The 20,340-nt window shown below is 64.1% G+C and carries 22 protein-coding genes; 18 read left to right on the top strand and 4 right to left on the bottom strand.

Annotated elements, in window-relative coordinates:
* Positions 1-116: 116 nt before the first annotated feature.
* Positions 117-1,040, bottom strand: coding sequence for a sulfurtransferase (locus K8U54_RS00810; RefSeq protein WP_249908456.1), 924 nt, complete (start codon positions 1,038-1,040; stop codon positions 117-119).
* A 522-nt stretch (positions 1,041-1,562) separates the two neighbouring features.
* The gene (locus tag K8U54_RS00805; protein WP_249908455.1) at positions 1,563-2,141 is read right to left on the bottom strand and encodes a Maf family protein; all 579 of its coding nucleotides are present in this window, start codon (positions 2,139-2,141) and stop codon (positions 1,563-1,565) included.
* A 111-nt stretch (positions 2,142-2,252) separates the two neighbouring features.
* Here K8U54_RS00805 and K8U54_RS00800 point away from each other — a divergent pair, with 111 nt between their 5' ends.
* The 13 genes from K8U54_RS00800 to K8U54_RS00740 all read left to right on the top strand — a co-directional run bounded on the left by K8U54_RS00800 (position 2,253) and on the right by K8U54_RS00740 (position 12,449).
* Positions 2,253-2,780, top strand: a complete 528-nt coding sequence (locus K8U54_RS00800) for a YceD family protein (protein WP_249908454.1) — start codon at positions 2,253-2,255, stop codon at positions 2,778-2,780.
* Positions 2,781-2,792: 12 nt separating this feature from the next.
* Entirely contained in the window at positions 2,793-2,975 is a 183-nt protein-coding gene (rpmF, locus tag K8U54_RS00795) for a 50S ribosomal protein L32 (protein ID WP_025167420.1), read from the top strand.
* Between the two features lie 3 nt (positions 2,976-2,978).
* On the top strand, positions 2,979-3,995 hold the full coding sequence (gene plsX, locus K8U54_RS00790) for a phosphate acyltransferase PlsX (protein WP_249908453.1): 1,017 nt from the start codon (positions 2,979-2,981) through the stop codon (positions 3,993-3,995).
* Positions 3,996-4,094: 99 nt separating this feature from the next.
* On the top strand, positions 4,095-5,045 hold the full coding sequence (gene fabD, locus K8U54_RS00785; protein WP_249908452.1) for an ACP S-malonyltransferase: 951 nt from the start codon (positions 4,095-4,097) through the stop codon (positions 5,043-5,045).
* Between the two features lie 15 nt (positions 5,046-5,060).
* Positions 5,061-5,804, top strand: coding sequence for a 3-oxoacyl-ACP reductase FabG (gene fabG / locus K8U54_RS00780; protein WP_042556697.1), 744 nt, complete (start codon positions 5,061-5,063; stop codon positions 5,802-5,804).
* 191 nt (positions 5,805-5,995) lie between these two features.
* Entirely contained in the window at positions 5,996-6,232 is a 237-nt protein-coding gene (gene acpP, locus K8U54_RS00775; RefSeq protein ID WP_003245177.1) for an acyl carrier protein, read from the top strand.
* Positions 6,233-6,448: 216 nt separating this feature from the next.
* On the top strand, positions 6,449-7,693 hold the full coding sequence (gene fabF, locus K8U54_RS00770; protein WP_147176523.1) for a beta-ketoacyl-ACP synthase II: 1,245 nt from the start codon (positions 6,449-6,451) through the stop codon (positions 7,691-7,693).
* Entirely contained in the window at positions 7,693-8,505 is an 813-nt protein-coding gene (pabC, locus tag K8U54_RS00765) for an aminodeoxychorismate lyase (protein ID WP_249908451.1), read from the top strand. The genes fabF and pabC overlap by 1 nt, the downstream gene beginning before the upstream one ends.
* A 3-nt stretch (positions 8,506-8,508) precedes the next feature.
* Positions 8,509-9,573 carry an endolytic transglycosylase MltG gene (mltG, locus tag K8U54_RS00760; RefSeq protein WP_249908450.1) on the top strand — a complete coding sequence of 355 codons (1,065 nt, stop codon included), beginning with the start codon at positions 8,509-8,511 and terminating at the stop codon, positions 9,571-9,573.
* Positions 9,570-10,202, top strand: a complete 633-nt coding sequence (tmk, locus tag K8U54_RS00755) for a dTMP kinase (RefSeq protein ID WP_249908449.1) — start codon at positions 9,570-9,572, stop codon at positions 10,200-10,202. Before mltG ends, tmk begins: the two co-directional genes overlap by 4 nt.
* Positions 10,195-11,181: a DNA polymerase III subunit delta' gene (locus K8U54_RS00750; RefSeq protein WP_249908448.1), complete on the top strand. Its 987-nt coding sequence runs from the start codon at positions 10,195-10,197 to the stop codon at positions 11,179-11,181. The genes tmk and K8U54_RS00750 overlap by 8 nt, the downstream gene beginning before the upstream one ends.
* 34 nt (positions 11,182-11,215) lie before the next feature.
* Complete coding sequence (locus K8U54_RS00745; protein ID WP_013791815.1) at positions 11,216-11,572, top strand: PilZ domain-containing protein; 357 nt, start codon at positions 11,216-11,218, stop codon at positions 11,570-11,572.
* Between the two features lie 85 nt (positions 11,573-11,657).
* Positions 11,658-12,449, top strand: coding sequence for a TatD family hydrolase (locus K8U54_RS00740; protein ID WP_249908447.1), 792 nt, complete (start codon positions 11,658-11,660; stop codon positions 12,447-12,449).
* 1,028 nt (positions 12,450-13,477) lie between these two features.
* On the opposite strand, the gene K8U54_RS00735 is transcribed toward K8U54_RS00740, so the two are convergent.
* A complete protein-coding gene (locus K8U54_RS00735; protein ID WP_249908446.1) occupies positions 13,478-14,611 on the bottom strand; it encodes an aminotransferase class V-fold PLP-dependent enzyme in 1,134 nt (377 codons plus the stop codon).
* A 73-nt stretch (positions 14,612-14,684) separates the two neighbouring features.
* Here K8U54_RS00735 and K8U54_RS00730 point away from each other — a divergent pair, with 73 nt between their 5' ends.
* The 3 genes from K8U54_RS00730 (at position 14,685) to K8U54_RS00720 (ending at position 16,609) form a co-directional block, all read left to right on the top strand.
* Positions 14,685-15,323, top strand: a complete 639-nt coding sequence (locus K8U54_RS00730; protein ID WP_075959504.1) for a TetR/AcrR family transcriptional regulator — start codon at positions 14,685-14,687, stop codon at positions 15,321-15,323.
* A 101-nt stretch (positions 15,324-15,424) separates the two neighbouring features.
* On the top strand, positions 15,425-16,030 hold the full coding sequence (locus tag K8U54_RS00725) for a DUF4823 domain-containing protein (RefSeq protein ID WP_249908445.1): 606 nt from the start codon (positions 15,425-15,427) through the stop codon (positions 16,028-16,030).
* A 12-nt stretch (positions 16,031-16,042) separates the two neighbouring features.
* The gene (locus K8U54_RS00720; protein ID WP_249908444.1) at positions 16,043-16,609 is read left to right on the top strand and encodes a DUF1285 domain-containing protein; all 567 of its coding nucleotides are present in this window, start codon (positions 16,043-16,045) and stop codon (positions 16,607-16,609) included.
* Positions 16,610-16,646: 37 nt separating this feature from the next.
* On the opposite strand, the gene K8U54_RS00715 is transcribed toward K8U54_RS00720, so the two are convergent.
* Positions 16,647-18,311, bottom strand: coding sequence for an electron transfer flavoprotein-ubiquinone oxidoreductase (locus K8U54_RS00715; RefSeq protein WP_249908443.1), 1,665 nt, complete (start codon positions 18,309-18,311; stop codon positions 16,647-16,649).
* A 320-nt stretch (positions 18,312-18,631) separates the two neighbouring features.
* Between K8U54_RS00715 and K8U54_RS00710 the strand changes: the two genes are divergently transcribed.
* Positions 18,632-19,381 (top strand): electron transfer flavoprotein subunit beta/FixA family protein, encoded by a 750-nt coding sequence (locus tag K8U54_RS00710; protein ID WP_070888175.1) that lies wholly within the window; start codon positions 18,632-18,634, stop codon positions 19,379-19,381.
* Entirely contained in the window at positions 19,381-20,310 is a 930-nt protein-coding gene (locus K8U54_RS00705; protein WP_111464576.1) for an electron transfer flavoprotein subunit alpha/FixB family protein, read from the top strand. The genes K8U54_RS00710 and K8U54_RS00705 overlap by 1 nt, the downstream gene beginning before the upstream one ends.
* Positions 20,311-20,340: the final 30 nt, after the last annotated feature.

The following is a 20,340-nucleotide window of genomic DNA, read 5'->3' as shown; positions in this document are numbered from 1 at the left end:
TCTGAGGGAGTGGGGCGAATGTCGAGTCGGGCAACTCCCGGAGCAGGGCGCCCATAAACAAAGGGGCGGGCGCCATGCCTGGCGCGTCCGCCCCGTTAAAGGGTGTCTCCCGTGGGTTACTTGCCACCCCAGACTGTGCCGGCGACGTTGACCACGGGAACCCCAACGGCATTGCCGTATTCGGTCCAGGAGCCGTCGTAATTGCGCACCTCGTAACCAAGAATCTTCTTCAGGGCGAACCAGGTGTGGCTGGAGCGCTCGCCGATCCGGCAGTAGGTGATGATCGGTTTGCTGCCGTCGATGCCCACGGCGGCGTAGACCTTCTTCAACTCCTCGGCAGACTTGAAGGTGCCATCGGCGGCGACAGCCTGGCCCCATGGAACGTTGACGGCGCCGGGTACGTGACCGGCGCGCACGGCCAGCTCCTGGACGCCCTGGGGCGCGAAGACCTTGCCGTTGTATTCATCGGCGGAACGGATATCCACCAACTGGTCATCGCTGCGTTTCTCGGCAGCGGCGAGCACGTCCGGCAGGAAGGCGCGCAGCTCCTTGTTGGCAGCCTTGAGGGTGACGTTGCCGTTGCCCGGGCTGCTGGCGCGGTTGCTCAGGGCACGGTTCTCCGCTTCCCACTTGCCCCGTCCGCCGTCGAGCAGCTTGACGTTCTCCACACCGTAGACATCGAACACCCAGGCGCCCCAGGCGGCGAACCAGTTGTTGTTGTCGCCGTAGAGGATGGTAGTGGTGTCGTCCGACACGCCGGATTTGCGCAGCAGGTCCTGCAGGGCTGGCTGGCTGGCGATATCGCGCTTGACCGGGTCGACCAGGTCGCTGTGCCAGGCCAGGTTGACCGCGCCGGGAATATGACCGCGCTCATAGAGACCCGGTACTACGCTGACTTCGATGATGCGCACCTTGGGGTTGTCGAGATTCTGCTCCAGCCAGTCGGTGGTGACCAGGAATTCGCTCGCCGCCCAGGCGGGCGCGGACAACAGGCTGGCGACGGCGATCACGCCGGCGCTGAACAGGGAACGAATGTGCATGTGAGGCTCCTTTTCATCTGATGCAATTGGCGTCGTGAGGATCTTTCAGTGGTTGTCTTGTGCTGGCTGCAGGGGCTTGAAGGCTGGTGAAGTGGGTTTTTGTCGGCGAGCTTCGACTCGGCGGCGAATACCGATCAGCTCACCGGGCAATCGAAGAGGCCGGCTGCTGTCTGCGGGGCACAGGTTCCGGCAGGCCGCGGCCGCACGGAAGACGGGAAGCGGGTAGGGATGCGCAGGGGAATGGGTGACATACAAGAAAGCCTCATCAGGGCGTGCCAGCCTGGGATGAGGCGGGTCACGGGACAATGGTCTGGGGTCAGCAGGGTGTCCGGTGATCCGGTAGAGGCAAGCTAGATGATCTAAAAAAAGCCAAGCCAATAATTTAACGGCATTAGCTTAGATGCATCTGCCGATGATCGGGGGCATCGGCCCTGACAAAGCCCTGAAAGCCTTGCGCTGGCTCAATGCCGGTATCAGGCAGGCCCCGTTGTCCGGCATCTTCAGCAGTTGTAAGAAAGCGTTTCAGGGTATCTCGATGCCGGCCTGGTCGAGCATTTCGACCAGGCGAATCAGCGGCAGGCCGATCAGGCTGTTGACGTCACTGCCTTCGGTACTGCGAAACAGGCTGATGCCCAGGCCTTCGGCCTTGAAGCTGCCGGCGCAGTCGTAGGGCTCCTCGGCATTCAGGTAGCGGGCGATCTGTTCGCTGCTCAAGGTGCGAAAATGCACCGTATAAGGCACGCAATCGACCTGGCAGGCGCCGCTGCTGCTGTCGAGCAGCGCCAGGCCGGTCAGGAAGGTCACGCTCTTGCCGCTGGCGGCGCTGAGCTGGGCGTGGGCGCGTTCGAAGCCGTGGGGCTTGCCGAGCACCTGGCCGTCGAGCACGGCCACCTGGTCGGAACCGATGATCAGGTGGGTGGGGAATCGCTCGGCCAATGCTGCGGCCTTTTCCCGGGCCAGGCGGCGCACCAGATCCTCGGCTGGCTCGCCAGCCTGGCGCGACTCGTCGATACTCGGCGCGGCCCATTCGAAGGGCTGGCGCAGGCGGCTCAGCAGCTCGCGGCGGTAGGGGGAACTGGAGGCGAGAATCAGGGGCGGCATGGGCATTGACCTCGTGCGGAACGGAGCGCCGATTCTAGTCGTCGGCCAAGGTGCTGGACAGGCGGAATTTCCTTTGACAGCGCACGGTTGCATCCATAGAATGCGGCGCCTATGTCAAATGGCCCGATTCCACCTCACGTTGATCCACGCAAACTCGCTGACCGCGGCGCCACCCTCCAGGGTGAATTGCCGTTAGCCGATTTGTCGAGGCTCTGCGACCCTCTCGCCGATAATGGCGGCAACGTTCGCGTGAAGCTCAGCTTCGAGCGTGACGAGCGCCATGCTGTGGTCATCCACAGCCAGCTTGAGGTCGAAGTCAAGATGGTTTGCCAGCGGTGTCTGGATCAGGTCACCTTACCGATCCTCAGCGAGTGTGATTACGCTGTGGTGAAGGAAGGCGCGAATACCCAGTCCGTGCCGCAAGGCTATGACGTACTGGAAATGGGTGAAGATCCTCTGGATCTGTTGGCCTTGGTCGAGGATGAGCTGTTGCTCGCCTTGCCCATCGTGCCGATGCATGACCCGAAAGATTGCCAGCAGCCGGCGGGCCTCGATGAGCCCGAGCCGAGCGAGGACGAGGTGACGCGGTCCAACCCGTTCAGTGTATTGGCACAGTTAAAGCGTGACCCAAACGTTTAGGAGTTAACTAGTATGGCTGTTCAGCAGAACAAAAAATCCCGTTCCGCCCGTGACATGCGTCGTTCGCATGACGCGCTCGAGGGTAACGCTCTGTCCGTTGAGAAGAGCACCGGTGAAGTTCACCTGCGTCACCACGTATCGCCGGAAGGCGTTTACCGTGGTCGCAAAGTGATCGACAAGGGCGCTGACGAGTAAATCTTGTCCGCTCCGATCATCGCGATTGATGCAATGGGTGGGGACTTCGGTCCCCACTGCATTGTTCCAGCCAGCGTCGCCTGTCTGGCCGAATTCCCCTCGCTGCACCTGGTCCTCGTCGGCCAAGCCCCCCTGATCGAAGAACTGCTCGCTGGTATCCCCGGCGTCGATCGCGCACGCCTGCGCGTCGAGCACGCGGCGCAAAGCATCGAGATGGGCGAGCGCCCCGGGCAGGCCCTGCGCGGCAAGCCGGATTCCTCGATGCGCGTGGCGCTGGAGGCGGTGCGCGACGGGCGGGCCCATGCCTGCGTGAGTGCGGGTAATACCGGTGCGCTGATGGCGTTGTCGCGGCACGTGCTGAAAACCCTGCCGGGTATCGATCGGCCGGCGATGATCGCCGCCATTCCCAGCCGCAACGGCGTGTGCCTGTTGCTGGACCTGGGCGCCAACGTCGATTGCACGGCCGAGCAGCTGTGCCAGTTCGCGATCATGGGCGCGGTGGCCGCCGAGGTACAGGGTGCCCAGGCGCCGCGTGTCGGTTTGCTCAACGTGGGCAGCGAAGAGACCAAGGGTAACCAGCAGGTCAAGCAGGCCGCGGCGCTGCTCGAGGGCGTCGACGGCCTCAACTACGTCGGTTTCGTCGAAGGCGATGGCCTGTATGGCGGCGAGGCCGATGTGCTGGTGTGCGACGGTTTCGTCGGCAATGCCCTGCTCAAGTCCAGTGAAGGGCTGGTGACCATGATCGTGTCACGGCTCGAGGCGCTGTTTCGCAGCACTTTGTTGGGGCGTGTCGCCGGCCTTCTGGCTTTGCCGCTGCTGCGCCGTTTGCGGGGCGAACTGGCGCCGGCGCGTCACAATGGCGCCAGTTTTCTCGGCTTGCAGGGCATCGTGGTGAAGAGCCACGGCAGTGCCGGGCCGGATGGTATAAAGAGCGCCATTCGCCGGGCGATGACTGATGTGCAGGAGAATTTGCCGGCGCGACTGGGTGGTCGAATCGAGCACTTGATCCGTAATATGTGACCGCTCGGGATGGCCAGCCATCCAAGGTGTCAGTTTTCCAGCGCTCGCGAGTGGCGGGCGTAAATTTTTCGACGAGAAGATCACTAAGGGAACCGTTCCATGTCTGCATCCCTCGCATTCGTCTTTCCCGGTCAGGGCTCGCAAGCGCTGACCATGTTGGCCGGACACGGCGCCGAGCACGCGCTGGTCCTCGATACCTTCGGCGAAGCTTCTAGTGCCCTGGGTTATGACCTGTGGGCATTGACCCAGCAGGGCCCGGAAGAGCAGCTCAACCAGACCGACAAGACCCAGCCCGCGATCCTCGCCGCCTCCATCGCCCTGTGGCGCCTGTGGCTGGCCGAAGGTGGCGCGCGCCCGGCATTCGTCGCCGGTCACAGCCTGGGTGAATACAGCGCGCTGGTCGCCGCGGGCGCCGTCGGCTTTGCCGAAGCGGTCAAGCTGGTCGAGCTGCGTGGCCAGCTGATGCAGCAGGCCGTACCGGCCGGGCAGGGCGGCATGGCGGCGATCATCGGCCTGGAAGATGCCGACGTGCAGGCAGCCTGCGCCGAAGCGGCCCAGGGCGATGTGGTCAGCGCGGTGAACTACAACGCACCGGGGCAGGTGGTCATCGCCGGCTCCGCGGCCGCTGTCGCTCGTGCCGTCGAGGCCTGCAAGGCCCGTGGCGCCAAGCGTGCGCTGCCACTGCCGGTCAGTGTGCCGTCGCACTGCGAGCTGATGCGCCCGGCTGCCGAGCGCTTTGCCGAGGCGGTCAACGCCAGCGCCTGGCAGGCGCCGCAGATTCCGCTGGTACAGAACGTCAGCGCGGCCGTGGTGGCGGACCTGGATACCCTCAAGCGCGACCTGCTGGCTCAGCTGTACAGCCCGGTGCGTTGGGTCGAGTCCATCGTTCGCCTCGGCGAGCAGGGCGTTACCGATCTGGTCGAATGTGGCCCGGGCAAAGTGCTCTCGGGCCTCAACAAGCGGTGTGTCAAGGGCGTCAACACCCATAACCTCGACACCCCCGAAAGCTTTGCCGCTGCGCGTGCCGCACTGGCCGCCGTACAGTCCTGAACAAGGGAGAATGCTATGAGTCTGCAAGGTAAGGTTGCACTGGTCACCGGTGCCAGCCGTGGTATTGGCCAGGCCATCGCCCTGGAGTTGGGCCGCCAGGGCGCCGTGGTGATCGGTACCGCCACGTCCGAGGCGGGTGCCGAGCGCATCGCCGCGACCCTCAAGGAAAACGGCATTGAAGGCACCGGCCTGATGCTCAACGTCAGCAACGACGAATCCGTTGCGGCGACCCTGGAGAAGATCCAGAAGGATTTCGGCCAGGTGCTGGTGTTGGTCAACAACGCCGGTATCACCCGCGACAACCTGATGCTGCGCATGAAGGACGACGAGTGGTACGACGTGATCGATACCAACCTCAACAGCCTGTATCGCCTGTCGAAGGCCGTGCTGCGCGGCATGACCAAGGCCCGTTTCGGGCGTATCATCAACATCGGTTCGGTGGTGGGTGCCATGGGCAACGCCGGGCAGGTGAACTATGCAGCCGCCAAGGCCGGCCTGGAAGGTTTTGGCCGGGCGCTGGCCCGTGAAGTGGGCTCGCGCTCGATCACGGTGAACGCCGTGGCACCGGGTTTCATCGATACCGACATGACCCGTGAATTGCCCGAAGCGCAACGTGAGGCGCTGCTGACACAGATTCCGCTGGGCCGTCTGGGGCAGGCGCAGGAAATCGCCAACGTGGTTTCTTTCCTTGCTTCCGATGGTGCAGCTTACGTCACAGGGGCTACTATCCCTGTGAACGGCGGGATGTACATGAGCTGAATAAAGGCGCGTCGTCGGCGATCGTCGACGATTCGATGCGAACCTGGTGGTAAAGCAGTCAGTTTGCAGATCGAATCGTTGGCGTATTTCCGTGGGCGCCACCGGCTTTCAGCTTGAAAAGCTGAAAACCCTTTCTATACACTTGCCGGCACAACCAGCTGGCTGGATTTGTCCAATAGGAGTGATAACACGTGAGCACCATCGAAGAACGCGTCAAGAAAATCGTTGCCGAGCAACTGGGCGTGAAGGAAGAAGAAGTAACCAACAGCGCTTCCTTCGTTGAAGACCTGGGTGCCGACTCGCTTGACACCGTTGAGCTGGTGATGGCTCTCGAGGAAGAATTCGAGACCGAGATCCCGGACGAACAAGCCGAGAAGATCACCACTGTTCAGGAAGCCATCGACTACGTTACTGCTCACGCTCAGTAAGCAGTTCGTCGCTTCCCGAATCGGAAAAGCCGCACGTCTGCAAAGGCGTGCGGCTTTTCTTTGAAGGCTCGCTGTAAAAAGTTTGCAAGAGCGCCCTTGGGCGTCTTCCCGCTCGGGTACCGACTACCCTGAGCCAATCGCCGGATGATCGACGGCCTGGGCAACGGTTTGCCAGGTGCATCGCGGCGTCGAAAAACCTGATAAGAGGAGATTGCTGTGTCGCGTAGACGCGTCGTGGTTACCGGTATGGGCATGTTGTCGCCGCTGGGTAACGATGTGCCGAGCAGCTGGCAGGGCATTCTGGCCGGCCGCAGTGGTATCGGCCTGATCGAACACATGGATCTTTCCGCTTTTTCGACCCGCATCGGCGGCTCGGTGAAGAATTTCGATGTCGAGCCCTATCTGTCGCCCAAAGAGGCGCGCAAGCTCGACCTGTTCATCCAGTACGGCCTGGCCGCCTGCTTCCAGGCCGCCCGCGATTCCGGCCTGGAAGTCACGGACGCCAACCGTGACCGTATCGGTGTGGCCATGGGCTCCGGCATCGGCGGCCTGACCAACATCGAGAACAACTGCAAATCGCTGCACGAGCAGGGGCCACGGCGCATTTCGCCGTTCTTCGTGCCAGGCTCGATCATCAACATGATTTCCGGTTTCCTGTCGATCCACCTGGGTCTGCAGGGCCCCAACTACGCCATTTCCACGGCGTGCACCACCGGCACCCACTGCATCGGCATGGCCGCGCGCAACATCGCCTATGGCGAGGCGGACGTGATGATCGCCGGTGGCGCCGAAATGGCCGCCTGTGGCCTTGGGCTGGGCGGCTTCGGCGCAGCGCGGGCGATGTCCACCCGCAACGACGAGCCGACCAAGGCAAGCCGTCCGTGGGACAAGGACCGTGACGGCTTCGTGCTCTCCGACGGCGCCGGCGCTCTGGTGCTCGAAGAGCTCGAGCATGCCAAGGCCCGCGGCGCGACCATTTATGCCGAGCTGATCGGCTTCGGTATGAGCGGCGACGCCTTCCACATGACCTCGCCACCCGAAGATGGCGCCGGTGCCGCGCGCTGCATGGCCAACGCCCTGCGCGATGCCGGTATCGAACCGTCCGCGGTGCAGTACATCAACGCCCACGGCACCTCGACCTCGGCGGGCGACAAGGCGGAAGTGGCAGCGATCAAGACCGTGTTCGGCGAGCACGCACACAAGCTGGCGGTCAGTTCGACCAAGTCCATGACCGGCCACCTGCTGGGCGCCGCCGGTGCGGTGGAGGCGATCTTCAGCGTGCTGGCGCTGCGTGACCAGATCGCGCCGCCGACCATCAACCTGGACCAGCCGGACGAAGGCTGCGACCTGGACTTCGTGCCTCATGAAGCGCGCAAGATGCCGATGGACGTGGTGCTGTCCAACTCCTTCGGGTTCGGTGGCACCAACGGCTCCCTGGTATTCCGTCGGTACGCCGACTGATGCCGCACTGGGTCGACGGTCAGCCAGCGGCGTCGCTGCCGCTGGTGGACCGCGGCCTGGCCTACGGTGACGGCCTGTTCGAAACCATGGCCGTGCGCGGTGGCCGTCCGGTGCTGCTGGAGCGGCATCTGGCGCGGGTCACGGCCGGTTGCGAACGCTTGCATATCAGGCTGGATGCCGATCGGCTGCGCAGCGAGCTGGCGGCCTTCTGTGCCGAGCTGGGGCAGGGCGTCGCCAAGTTGATCGTCACCCGGGGTGATGGCCAGCGCGGCTATGCGCCGTCGACGGGTTCGCCGCGGCATGTCCTGCAGTCCGCCGCCATGCCGGCCTATCCCGGGCAGCACGCCGAGCAGGGCGTGTGCCTGTATCCCTGCACCACACGCCTGGCCGAGCAGCCGCTGCTTGCCGGTCTCAAGCACCTCAATCGCCTGGAGCAGGTACTGGCACGCGCCGAGTGGCAGGATGCCGGGCACGCCGAAGGATTGATGCGCGATGTGTCAGGGCGGGTGATCGAAGGGGTGTTCAGCAACCTGTTTCTGGTCACGGGCGGCGTGCTGGTCACGCCTGACCTGCAGCGTTGCGGGGTGGCTGGGGTGATGCGTGCCGAGCTGCTCGAACAGGCACAGGCGCTGGGCATCGCCTGCCAGGTCCGCGACATCGAACTGGACGAACTGCTGGGCGCCGATGAAGTCTTTCTCTGCAACAGCCTGTACGGCGTGTGGCCAGTGCGGCAGCTGCAAGCGCGTCACTGGCCGGTGGGCCCGCTCACCCGTAAACTGCAGGCCCTTGCCCGTCATCTACTGGACCGCTGATTCGTGATTCGCAAACTACTGTTGATGCTCGAAATCGTCGTGGTGCTGGCCGGCCTGACCCTCGGCCTGGTCGCCTGGCAGCAGCATCGCGCACTGGAGCAGCCGCTGACCCTTGGCGAAGAGCGCCTGATCGAAGTGCCGGCCGGGGCTACGCCCGGTGGCGTGCTCAATCGCCTGGAGGCCGACGGCGTGATCGACGGCGCCTTCTGGCTGCGCCTGTACTGGCGCTTCAACCTGCAGGGCCAGCCGCTGCATAGCGGCGAGTACCGCCTGACCCCCGACCTGCGGGTGCGCGACATGCTCGACCTGTGGCGCCGTGGCGAGGTGGTGCAGTACAGCCTGACGCTGGTGGAGGGCTGGACCTTCCGCCAGGTACGCGCCGCCCTGGCACGCCAGGACAAGCTGCAATTGACCCTGAGCGATCTGAGCGACGCCGAGATCATGGCCAGGCTTGGCCAGCCTGATCAGAACCCCGAAGGGCGCTTCTTCCCCGATACCTACCGCTACGTGCGCGGCATGAGCGACCTGGACCTGCTCAAGCAGGCCCACAAGCGCCTGCAGGTGGTGCTCGACGAGGAGTGGCAGAAACGTGCCGACGGGCTGCCCTACAAGGACGCCTACGAGGCGCTGATCATGGCCTCGATGATCGAGAAGGAAACCGGGGTGCCCGAGGAGCGTGGCGAGATCGCCGGGGTGTTCGTGCGGCGCCTGGCCATCGGCATGCGCCTGCAGACCGACCCGACGGTGATCTTCGGCCTCGGCGAGCGCTATCAGGGGCGCATTACCCGTGCTCACCTGCGCGAACCCACGCCTTACAACACCTACACCATCGATGGCATGCCACCGACGCCGATCGCCCTGGTCGGCCGTGAGGCGATCCATGCGGCCCTGCACCCGGTCGATGGCAAGACCCTGTATTTCGTGGCGCGTGGCGACGGCAGCCACGTGTTCTCGGAAACCCTCGAAGAGCACAATCGCGCCGTGCGCGAGTATCAGTTGAAGCGCCGCGCGGACTACCGGTCCAGCCCCGCGCCGATTCCCCAGACCAGCGAAAAGGACACCCCGTGAGCGGCTTGTTTATCACCCTGGAAGGCCCCGAGGGCGCCGGCAAGAGCACCAATCGCGAGTACCTGGCAGCGCGTTTGCGCGAGCAAGGGATCGACGTGCTGCTGACCCGCGAGCCGGGTGGCACGCCGCTGGCCGAGCGGGTGCGCGAACTGCTGCTGGCGCCCAGTGATGAAACCATGGCCAGCGATACCGAGCTGCTGCTGGTGTTCGCCGCCCGTGCCCAGCACCTGGCCCAGGTCATAGTGCCCGCCCTGCAGCGCGGCGCGGTGGTGCTCTGCGATCGTTTCACCGATGCCACTTATGCCTACCAGGGTGGTGGCCGCGGCCTGGATGTGCAGCGCATCGCCCAGCTGGAGGATTTCGTCCAGGGTGCGCTGCGCCCGGACCTGACCCTGGTGTTCGATCTGCCGGTGGCGGTGGGCCTGTCCCGCGCCGCCGCGCGCGGTCGCCTGGATCGCTTCGAGCAGGAAGGCCGCGCCTTCTTCGAAGCGGTACGTGCCACCTACCTGCAGCGTGCCCAGGCGGCGCCTGCGCGTTACCGCATTGTCGATGCGTCGCAGTCCCTGGATGCCGTGCAGCGGGACCTGGATGCGTTGCTGCCGCAGCTGCTGGAGTTGCAGCGTGGCTGACGTCTACCCCTGGCAGGCGGCGCTCTGGCAGCAACTGGCCGGGCGCACCCAGCATGCCCACGCCTATCTGCTGCATGGCCCGGCCGGTATCGGCAAGCGCGCCCTGGCCGAGCGCCTGATGGCCTTGCTGCTGTGCAAGTCGCCGGTGGATCTGCAACCGTGCGGGCAATGCAAGTCGTGCCACCTGCTGGCCGCTGGCAGCCACCCGGACAACTACGTGCTCGAGCCGGAGGAGGCCGACAAGCCGATCAAGGTCGACCAGGTGCGTGCGCTGGTCAACTTCGTGGTGCAGACCGCGCAACTGGGCGGGCGCAAGGTGGTGCTGCTCGAACCCACCGAGGCGATGAACCTCAATGCTGCCAACGCGCTGCTGAAAAGCCTCGAAGAGCCGTCCGGCGATACCGTGCTGCTGTTGATCAGCCACCAGCCGAGCCGCCTGCTGCCGACCATCAAGAGCCGCTGCGTGCAGCAGGCCTGCCCGTTGCCCAGCGAGGCGATGAGCCTGCACTGGTTGAGCGAAACCCTGCCCGGTAGCAGCGAACAGGACATCCGCGAGCTGCTGTACCTGGCGGCGGGCTCTCCGCTGGCCGCTGCCAGGCTGCAGGAGCAGGGCGTACGCGAGCAGCGCGCCCTGGTGGTCGACGGCGTCAAGAAGCTGCACAAGCAGCAGGCCTCGGCCAGCCAGTTGGCCGAAGCCTGGAAGGACGTGCCACTGCCGCTGTTGTTCGACTGGTTCTGCGACTGGGCCCACCTGACCCTGCGTTATCAGCTGGCCCAGGACGAGCAGGGCCTTGGCCCGGCGGACATGGCCAAGGTGGTGCAGTACCTGGCGCAGAAGTCTTCCCAGGCCAAGGTGCTGGCCATCCAGGAGTGGCTGCTGCAGCAGCGCCAGAAAGTGTTGGGCAAAGCCAACCTCAACCGTGTGCTGCTTCTCGAAGCCTTGCTGGTGCAGTGGGCAAGCCTGCCTGGACCGGGCTAGAATCGGGCTCACGTCATGACTTCAGGAATCACGCATGAACTTGCCACCTAATCTGGGACCCCGTAACGGCATCCTGTCCCTGACCATCAAGGACAAGTCCGTGCTGTATGCCGCCTACATGCCCTTCATCAAGAATGGCGGCCTGTTCATTCCCACCAACAAGAGCTACAAGCTCGGTGATGAAGTGTTCATGCTGCTCAACCTGATGGACGAGCCGGAAAAGATCCCGGTGGCTGGCAAAGTGGTGTGGATCACCCCGAAAGGCGCCCAGGGCAACCGCGCCGCTGGCGTAGGCGTGCAGTTCAACGAAGGCGACAACACCGCTCGCAACAAGATCGAGACCTACCTGGCCGGCGCCCTCAAGTCCGATCGCCCCACCCATACGATGTAATAGCGGCCCATTCGCGCAGCTCTGGCGGGCCTGTTTGCCTGCCGCGCCCCCTGCGCATCCCGCCTGCCGCTCAAGGTTCTGATTTATGCTCATCGATTCCCACTGCCACCTCGATCGTCTCGACCTGGCCGCCCATGGCGGTTCTCTGGACGACGCGCTGGCGGCCGCCCGTGCCCGTGGCGTCGGCCACTTCCTGTGCATCGGCGTGAGCGCCGACAATGCCGCTGCCGTGCGTGAACTGGCGGGGCGCTACGCCGATGTCGACTGCTCCGTCGGCATCCACCCGCTGGATCTCGAGCCCGGCAGCGCGCCGGCGCTCGACTGGCTGCTCGCTGAACTCGACCATCCCGGTGTGGTGGCCATCGGCGAGACCGGTCTGGACTATCACTACGAGCCCGAAGCGGCCGAGCTGCAGCAGGAGGCGTTTCGCCTGCACCTGCAGGCCGCGCAGATCACCGGCAAGCCGGTAATCGTGCATACCCGCGAAGCGCGTGCCGATACCCTGAGTCTGCTGCGCGAAGCCGCGCTGCCCCAGGGCGGCGTGCTGCACTGCTTCACCGAGGACTGGGAAATGGCCAGGGCGGCGCTGGACATCGGTTTCTACATTTCGCTGTCCGGCATCGTCACCTTCCGCAACGCCGAGGCGCTGCGCGAGGTCGCCCGCCAGGTGCCGGCCGACCGCCTGCTGGTGGAGACCGATTCGCCGTACCTGGCGCCGGTGCCGCACCGTGGCAAGCCGAACCTGCCGGCGTACGTGCGTGACGTCGCCGAGTACCTGGCAACCCTGCGTGGCGTCAGCTACGAAACCCTGGCGCAGCAGACCGGGGACAACTTCAGGCGGTTGTTCCCGCTGGCACGAGTCGCTCCTGGCGCCTGAGGCAGCCAGGAAAACCGCGAGCGGCTCTGCCGTCGTTTGCGCCGATGCAAGGCCGGCCGCCAGAGAGTGGGCAAAAGAGGTTCTCCGCATTTTCGCGGGGAGGATAGGCTTGACGCCGGACTGGCAAGTCTGTGTGCGTATCACTTACTGGCATCACACTATCCATTACCGCGTTTACTGAGCCTCTTTGTTGCGCCCCCTACGGGCGCCACACCTTTCTTGCTTGCCCAAGAAAGGTGTGCCAAAGAAGGGCACCCCGACATCCGGGTTTCGCTGCGCGAAACTTCCCTCGCTCCGGCGCCGCTCCGGGGGCCGGCTTACATGGGCCATCCCTGGCCCATTAAGCCTCTCGCCGCATCCATGCGGCTCGCTCCCCTACGCAACACCTCCACTCGGCCTCCTGACGGGGACCATGTCGCGAGCCTGTGATATCTGCGCAAGATCAAATTCGGTAGCGTTTGGCTTTTGCTCTTGAAGCCCGATCTCACAGACGACGCCTAAATCCCCTTCAGGAGGCCGAGTGGAATCGCCACGTAAGGGGTTGAGCGACATGGATGTCGCGAGAGCTGCGATGGGCCAGGGATGGCCCTTCGCAGCGTGCCCCTGGAGTGGTGATGGAGCGAGGGAACCGCGGCGCAGCCGGGGCCGGATGGTGGGGTGCCCTTCTCTTTGGTTACTTTCTCTTGGGCAAGCAAGAGAAAGTGACTCGCCCGTAAGGGGCGAAACCCATCCGGCCAGGCGGCGCGCTAATGGAAGGTGCCGAGTTATCGACAGCTCACACAAACTTGCCAGTCCGGTAGCAACCCTAACTTTCCCAAACTATGCGAAGAGCCAAAAAAACCCGGCTTCGGGACGGAATCCGGGTCAAGACCATTAGGAGTCGAACGAAGTGCGCGGTCCTCGGCACTTCGGCCGCTGCGACACTTGGGGGAATATGCCGCACCGGTACGATTGAGTATTGGTCATCCGCGGCCATCGTCCATGGCGTCTTTAAACGGATTTGGAATACTCCTGCCGACTCTGAGTGCCTATTCGCTGAGGATCGCCCGCAGGCGCTGCAGACTCTGTTCGATCACCCGTGCTTCGGTATAGAAATGCGGTGACAGGCGAATGCCGCCGCCGCGCTGGGCGCAGATGATCTGTTCGCCCTTGAGGCGTTCGTGCAATTGGCGATTGTCCCAGGCGTCTGCGGTGAAGGTGACGATGCCGGCGCGCCGGTCAGGTGCCTGGGCGCTGAGCAGGCGCACGCCCGGCATTTCGTTCAGGCCATCGAGCAGCCACTGCACGCGCTCGTGCAGCGCCCGTTCGACCTGCGTCATGCCCACTTCCTCGAGCAGCGACAGGCTGGCCTCCAGGGCCATGGCACCGAGCATGTTGGGGCTGCCGCACTCGAAGCGGCGGGCGCTGCGGGCCGGCGCCCAGTCGTCGCGGTCATAGTCGCCGGCGTTTTCCAGCATGTGCCAGCCGTATTCGTGCAGGGCCAGCCGCTCACGCAGATCCTGGCGGCAATAGAACACGCCCAGGCCTTCCGGGCCGAGCATCCACTTGTGGCCGTCGGCCATGGCGAAGGCGCAGCGGCTGCGCTGCACGTCCATGGCCAGGGCGCCCAGTTGCTGGATGGCATCGATGCACAGCAGCACGCCGCGCTGTTCACAGCCGATGCCCAGGCGCTCCAGGTCCAGGCGCAGGCCGCTGGCGTACTGCACGGCGCTGATGGCCATCAGGCGGGTGCGCGGTGTGCAGGCGGCGAGCAGGGCGCCTTCGGCATCGCCACCCTGCAGATCGACCTGCACCACTTCCACGCCCCGTGGGCGCAGCGCTTCCCAGACGATGCGGTTGGAGGGGAATTCTTCGCTGCTGATGATGACCTGGTCGCCGTCGTGCCAGTCCAGGCCGAAGGCCACGAACGACAGGGCTTCGGAGGTGTTCTTGACCAGTGCGATATCGGCGCGCGAGGCCGCGTTGAGCAAGCGCGCCAGGCGCTCGCGCAGGGTGCGTTCGGTAACCAGCCATTGCGAATAGTCGCGGGCGCCGGTAGCGATATTCTCCCGGGCAAAACGCTCCACGGCCCGCGCACTACGCGCCGGCCAGGGGGCGACCGCAGCATGATTCAGGTAGTACAGATCGGCCGGCTGGGGAAACTCGTCGATGATGGCATTCATGTCGCGTGATCCGTGCAATTTGGCGTTAGTTGGGCATAATAGCGGACTTGAATTCCGACCTTGTCATTTCCCTATGCAGAAAGAACCCCGCAAGATCCGTGAGTTTCGCCGCCGCGAGCAGGAGATTCTCGATATCGCTCTGAAACTCTTCCTCGAGCAGGGTGAGGACAGCGTGACCGTGGAGATGATTGCCGACGCCGTGGGCATCGGCAAGGGCACCATCTACAAGCATTTCAAATCCAAGGCGGAAATCTACCTGCGCCTGATGCTCGACTACGAGCGTGACCTGAACGAGCTGCTGCATTCGTCCGATATCGATCGCGACAAGGAAGCGCTGTCGCGCGCCTACTTCGAATTCCGCATGCGCGACCCGCAGCGCTACCGCCTGTTCGACCGCCTGGAAGAGAAGGTGGTCAAGGGCAACCAGGTGCCCGAACTGGTGGAGCAGTTGCACGCCATCCGCGCATCGAATTTCGAACGCCTGACCCAGCTGATCAAGGGGCGCATCGCCGAGGGCAAGCTCGAAGACGTGCCGCCGTACTTCCACTACTGCGCGGCCTGGGCGCTGGTGCATGGTGCCGTGGCGCTCTACCACTCGCCGTTCTGGAGCAACGTGCTCGAGGATCAGGAAGGCTTCTTCCAGTTCCTGATGGACATCGGCGTGCGCATGGGCAACAAGCGCAAGCGCGACAGCGAAACGCCTCCCGCCTGAGTTGCTGCGCGACCTGCCCCGGTCGCGCGCCTCTCCTGGCGCGAAACCTGCTTGGAGCAGTCATTCGCCGGTTTTCCGTCGCCGGTGTCGGGAGATTTCTTATGCGTAACCTGCTCGCCCTGGCCCTGCTGCTCAGCCTGACCGGCTGCATGAACGTCAGCGACATGGCCGATGGCGCCACCTACCACCTGCGCGATGCCGGCGTGCTGGACTACAGCAAGATCCGCCGCTCGGCATCCTGGCGCTTGCAGCCCGATTCGTTCATCTACATCGCCCAGGGGCCGTTCACCCCCAACGGCAAGCATGCCTATCCGCGGCCCAACGTGGTGGCCGAGGAAGCGTTTCGCGGCTTCGTCGAGTACTTCCCCATGGTTCGTCGGGCCAGAGCGCCGGTCGGCCTCGACGAGGCGCTGGGTGAGGCCCGTGCCGCCGGCGCTCATTATCTGCTCTACACCCGTTTCGCCTACGCCGATGACCGCATCGGCACCCTGGAAGAATGGGAAGACCAGGAAGAGTTCGAGCGGCTGGGCACCGACCGCAGCGTGCTGCAGCTGATGCTGATCGAAACCAACACCCGTTTTCTGGTGGACACCGCGCGCATCCGTAGCCGCGGCGGGTTCCTGACCTTTTACGACGCCCGCCCCGAAGACCTGATCCGGGCGCCGCTCGAGGATTATGCGCGTACACTGCTGGGTTTCAGCCGTTAACCGGGAGAGGTCATGAGCGAGGGCGACAAGGCCGGCGATCTGCTGGCGCAGATTCCGCCCGCAGGCAGCAAGGGCATGCCCCCGGTGCACCTGTGGAACCCCGATTTCTGTGGCGATATCGACATGCGTATCGCCCGCGACGGCTCATGGTTCTACATGGGCACGCCAATCGGCCGGCCGGCGATGGTGCGGCTGTTCTCGACCATCATTCGCCGCGATGGCGATGACTACTTTCTGGTCACGCCGGTGGAGAAGGTCGGTATCACCGTCGACGACGCCCCCTTCGTGGCGGTGTCGCTGCAGGTGAGCGGGCAGGGCGAAGCCCAGATGCTGAAGTTCGTCACCAATGTTGGCGACGAGGTGGAGGCGGGGGGCGAGCATCCGCTGCGCGTCGAGCTCGATGGGCGAACTCAGGAACCATCGCCCTATGTGCATATCCGCGCCAACCTGGAAGCGCTGATCCACCGCAACGTGTTCTATCAGTTGGTGGAGCTGGCGCAGACCCGCGAAATCGATGGCCAGCCCTGGCTGGGCGTGTGGAGTGGCGGGGTGTTCTTTCCCATCGGGCCGCTGGAGTAGCAGCAAGAAAAAGGCTCCCGAGGGAGCCTTTTTTGTACTACATATTCGGATAGTTGGGGCCACCGGTGCCTTCCGGCGCCACCCAGGTGATGTTCTGGGCCGGATCCTTGATATCGCAGGTCTTGCAGTGCACGCAGTTCTGCGCGTTGATCTGGAAGCGCTTGCCGCCATCGTCGTTGGCCACCACCTCGTACACGCCGGCCGGGCAGTAGCGCTGCGCCGGTTCGTCGTACAGCGGCAGGTTCTTGTCGATCGGGATGCTCGGGTCGCTGAGCTTCAGGTGACAAGGCTGCTCTTCTTCATGGTTGGTGTTGGAGAGGAACACCGAGCTGAGCTTGTCGAAGCTGAGTTTGCCATCCGGTTTCGGGTAGTCGATCTTCTTGCAGTCGGCAGCCAGCTTGAGGCAGGCGTAGTCCGGCTTGTTGTCGTGCAGGGTGAAGGGCGCCTTGCCGCCGAACAGATTCTGGTCGACCCAGTTGATGCCGCCGCCGATCACCGCGCCGTACTTGTGGATCGCCGCACCGAAGTTGCGGCTGCGGAACAATTCGTCGTACAGCCAGCTGGCCTTGAAGCCGTCTACGTAGCTGCGCAGTTCGTCGCCGCCCTCGCGGCCGGCGGCCAGGGCTTCGGCGATGGCCTCGGCGGCCAGCATGCCGGACTTCATGGCGGTGTGGCTGCCCTTGATCTTGGCGAAGTTGAGGGTGCCCAGGTCGCAGCCGATCAGCGCACCGCCCGGGAAGACCATCTTCGGCAGCGAATTCAGGCCGCCCTTGGCGATGGCGCGGGCGCCATAGGCGACGCGCTTGCCGCCTTCCAGGTACTGCTTGAGCACCGGGTGATGCTTGAGGCGCTGGAATTCGTCGAACGGCGACAGGTGCGGGTTGGCGTAGGACAGGTCGACGATCAGGCCGACCACCACCTGGTTGTTTTCCAGGTGATAGAGGAAGGAGCCACCGGTGTTCTCGGTGCCCATGATGTCCATCGGCCAGCCGGCGGTGTGCACCACCAGGCCCTGTTGGTGCTTGCTCGGGTCGATGTCCCAGATTTCCTTGATGCCGATGCCGTAGTGTTGGGCGTCGGCTTCGCTGTCCAGGTTGTACTTCTTGATCAGCTGCTTGCCGATATGGCCGCGGCAGCCTTCGGCGAACAGCGTGTACTTGCCACGCAGTTCCATGCCGGGGGTGTAGTAGCCTTCCTTCGGATTGCCTTCACGGTCGACACCCAGGTCGCCGGTGACGATGCCGCGCACCACGCCGTTCTCGTCGATCAGTGCCTCCTGAGCGGCGAAACCCGGGTAGATTTCCACCCCGAGGTTCTCGGCCTGCTGGGCCAGCCAGCGGCACAGGTTGGCCAGCGAGATGATATAGTTGCCTTCGTTGTGCATGGTCTTGGGCACGAAGAAGCCCGGCACCTTGACGGCGCTGTCGGCATCCTTGAGCACGTAGATGTCGTCACCCTTGACCGGGGTGTTGAGCGGGGCGCCCAGCGCTTTCCAGTCGGGAAACAGCTCGTCGAGGGCACGCGGTTCGAATACCGCGCCGGAGAGGATGTGGGCACCCACCTCGGAGCCTTTCTCGACCACGCAGACGCTGATTTCCTGGCCAGCCTCGGCGGCCTTCTGCTTCAGGCGACAAGCGGCGGACAGACCGGCAGGGCCGGCGCCGACGATGACGACGTCGAACTCCATAAATTCGCGTTCCACGGGCTATCTCCTCATCTGGGCTCTCTAATTTTCATGGCGGGCCGGCATCCTTCCCGAGGCGCGCCCGCGCAGTATATAGCGAGCCCGGATCAGGGCCAATACAAACGTTTGTTTGAATTTTCTGTAGGCCTGCTAGAATCCGGCTACAACACGAATGGCTCGCAGCCAGTCGTATTGACCGAGTTGGGTCGTACGGTCAAGATACGGGCGGTTTTGCGCTCGCCGTCTGGGCTGAAGGTCGCTCGCGTCCTGCTTGTCTGCATCACCCGCATGCTCGCTTCTGGCGACATTCCTATTCACCGGAGAGTAACGAGGAATCCATGAAGGTTCTTGTAGCTGTCAAACGAGTGGTCGATTACAACGTCAAGGTTCGCGTCAAACCGGACAACAGTGGCGTCGATCTTGCCAACGTCAAGATGTCGATGAACCCTTTCTGTGAAATCGCCGTTGAAGAAGCCGTGCGCCTGAAAGAGAAGGGTGTGGCCAGTGAGATCGTGGTGGTTTCCATCGGCCCGACCCAGGCCCAGGAGCAACTGCGTACCGCCCTGGCGCTGGGTGCCGATCGTGCCATCCTGGTCGAGTCCGCCGACGAGCTGAACTCCCTGGCCGTCGCCAAGCTGCTCAAGGCCGTGGTCGACAAGGAGCAGCCGCAGCTGGTCATTCTCGGCAAGCAGGCCATCGACAGCGACAACAACCAGACCGGCCAGATGCTCGCCGCGCTGACCGGCTACGCCCAGGGCACCTTCGCCTCCAAGGTGGAAGTCAATGGCGACAAGGCCAACGTGACCCGTGAGATCGATGGCGGTCTGCAGACCGTGGCCCTGAACCTGCCGGCCATCGTCACTACCGACCTGCGCCTGAACGAGCCGCGCTACGCCTCGCTGCCCAACATCATGAAGGCCAAGAAGAAGCCGCTGGAAACCCTGACCCCCGACGCGCTGGGCGTTTCCACCGCGTCCACCGTCAAGACCATCAAGGTCGAGGCGCCTGCGGCACGTGGCGCCGGTATCAAGGTCAAGTCGGTCGCCGAACTGGTCGAGAAACTGAAAACCGAAGCGAAGGTGATCTGATGACTATCCTGGTAATCGCTGAAAATACCAATTCCGTGTTGGCACCTGCCACCCTGAACACCGTTGCCGCTGCCCAGAAGATCGGTGGCGACATCCACGTACTGGTCGCCGGCCAGGGCGTTGGCGCCGTTGCCGAAGCCGCTGCCAAGATCGCTGGCGTGGCCAAGGTGCTGGTCGCCGACAACGCTGCGTTCGCTCATCAGCTGCCGGAAAACGTCGCGCCGCTGGTGGCCGAGCTGGGCAAGAGCTACAGCCACGTACTGGCTGCCGCTACCAGCAACGGCAAGAACATCCTGCCCCGCGTCGCCGCGCAGCTGGACGTCGACCAGATCTCCGAGATCGTTTCCGTGGAAAGCCCGGACACCTTCAAGCGGCCGATCTATGCCGGCAACGCCATCGCCACCGTGCAGTCCTCGGCTGCGGTGAAAGTGATCACCGTGCGTGCCACCGGCTTCGACGCCGTGGCGGCCGAAGGCGGCTCCGCTGCCATCGAGAACGTGTCGGCCGGTGGCGACGCCGGCAAGTCGGCATTCGTCGGTGAAGAGCTGGCCAAGTCCGACCGTCCGGAGCTGACCGCTGCCAAGATCGTCGTGTCCGGCGGCCGCGGCATGCAGAACGGTGACAACTTCAAGCACCTGTACACCCTGGCCGACAAGCTCGGCGCGGCAGTGGGTGCTTCCCGCGCTGCCGTGGACGCCGGCTTCGTGCCCAACGACATGCAGGTCGGCCAGACCGGCAAGATCGTCGCGCCGCAGCTGTACATCGCGGTCGGCATCAGTGGTGCCATCCAGCACCTGGCGGGCATGAAGGACTCCAAGGTGATCGTGGCGATCAACAAGGACGAAGAGGCGCCGATCTTCCAGGTGGCCGATTATGGCCTGGTGGCCGACCTGTTCGAAGCCGTACCGGAGCTGGAAAAGCTGGTCTGATCCGCTTTCCCCGCAACGAAAAACCCGCTC

The organism is Pseudomonas fulva (assembly GCF_023517795.1).
GTDB lineage: Bacteria > Pseudomonadota > Gammaproteobacteria > Pseudomonadales > Pseudomonadaceae > Aquipseudomonas > Aquipseudomonas fulva_D.
Note: the sequence above shows the minus strand (reverse complement) of the source record. Positions and strands in the feature narration are given on the sequence as shown.

What these genes read in the sequence shown, in the direction of transcription:
- K8U54_RS00810 (WP_249908456.1), bottom strand. Translation starts at nt 1,040, where the DNA reads ATGCACATTCGTTCCCTGTTCAGCGCCGGCGTGATCGCCGTCGCCAGC.
- K8U54_RS00805 (WP_249908455.1), bottom strand. Translation starts at nt 2,141, where the DNA reads ATGCCGCCCCTGATTCTCGCCTCCAGTTCCCCCTACCGCCGCGAGCTG.
- K8U54_RS00800 (WP_249908454.1), top strand. Translation starts at nt 2,253, where the DNA reads ATGTCAAATGGCCCGATTCCACCTCACGTTGATCCACGCAAACTCGCT.
- rpmF (WP_025167420.1), top strand. Translation starts at nt 2,793, where the DNA reads ATGGCTGTTCAGCAGAACAAAAAATCCCGTTCCGCCCGTGACATGCGT.
- fabD (WP_249908452.1), top strand. Translation starts at nt 4,095, where the DNA reads ATGTCTGCATCCCTCGCATTCGTCTTTCCCGGTCAGGGCTCGCAAGCG.
- fabG (WP_042556697.1), top strand. Translation starts at nt 5,061, where the DNA reads ATGAGTCTGCAAGGTAAGGTTGCACTGGTCACCGGTGCCAGCCGTGGT.
- pabC (WP_249908451.1), top strand. Translation starts at nt 7,693, where the DNA reads ATGCCGCACTGGGTCGACGGTCAGCCAGCGGCGTCGCTGCCGCTGGTG.
- K8U54_RS00745 (WP_013791815.1), top strand. Translation starts at nt 11,216, where the DNA reads ATGAACTTGCCACCTAATCTGGGACCCCGTAACGGCATCCTGTCCCTG.
- K8U54_RS00740 (WP_249908447.1), top strand. Translation starts at nt 11,658, where the DNA reads ATGCTCATCGATTCCCACTGCCACCTCGATCGTCTCGACCTGGCCGCC.
- K8U54_RS00735 (WP_249908446.1), bottom strand. Translation starts at nt 14,611, where the DNA reads ATGAATGCCATCATCGACGAGTTTCCCCAGCCGGCCGATCTGTACTAC.
- K8U54_RS00730 (WP_075959504.1), top strand. Translation starts at nt 14,685, where the DNA reads ATGCAGAAAGAACCCCGCAAGATCCGTGAGTTTCGCCGCCGCGAGCAG.
- K8U54_RS00725 (WP_249908445.1), top strand. Translation starts at nt 15,425, where the DNA reads ATGCGTAACCTGCTCGCCCTGGCCCTGCTGCTCAGCCTGACCGGCTGC.
- K8U54_RS00720 (WP_249908444.1), top strand. Translation starts at nt 16,043, where the DNA reads ATGAGCGAGGGCGACAAGGCCGGCGATCTGCTGGCGCAGATTCCGCCC.
- K8U54_RS00710 (WP_070888175.1), top strand. Translation starts at nt 18,632, where the DNA reads ATGAAGGTTCTTGTAGCTGTCAAACGAGTGGTCGATTACAACGTCAAG.
- K8U54_RS00705 (WP_111464576.1), top strand. Translation starts at nt 19,381, where the DNA reads ATGACTATCCTGGTAATCGCTGAAAATACCAATTCCGTGTTGGCACCT.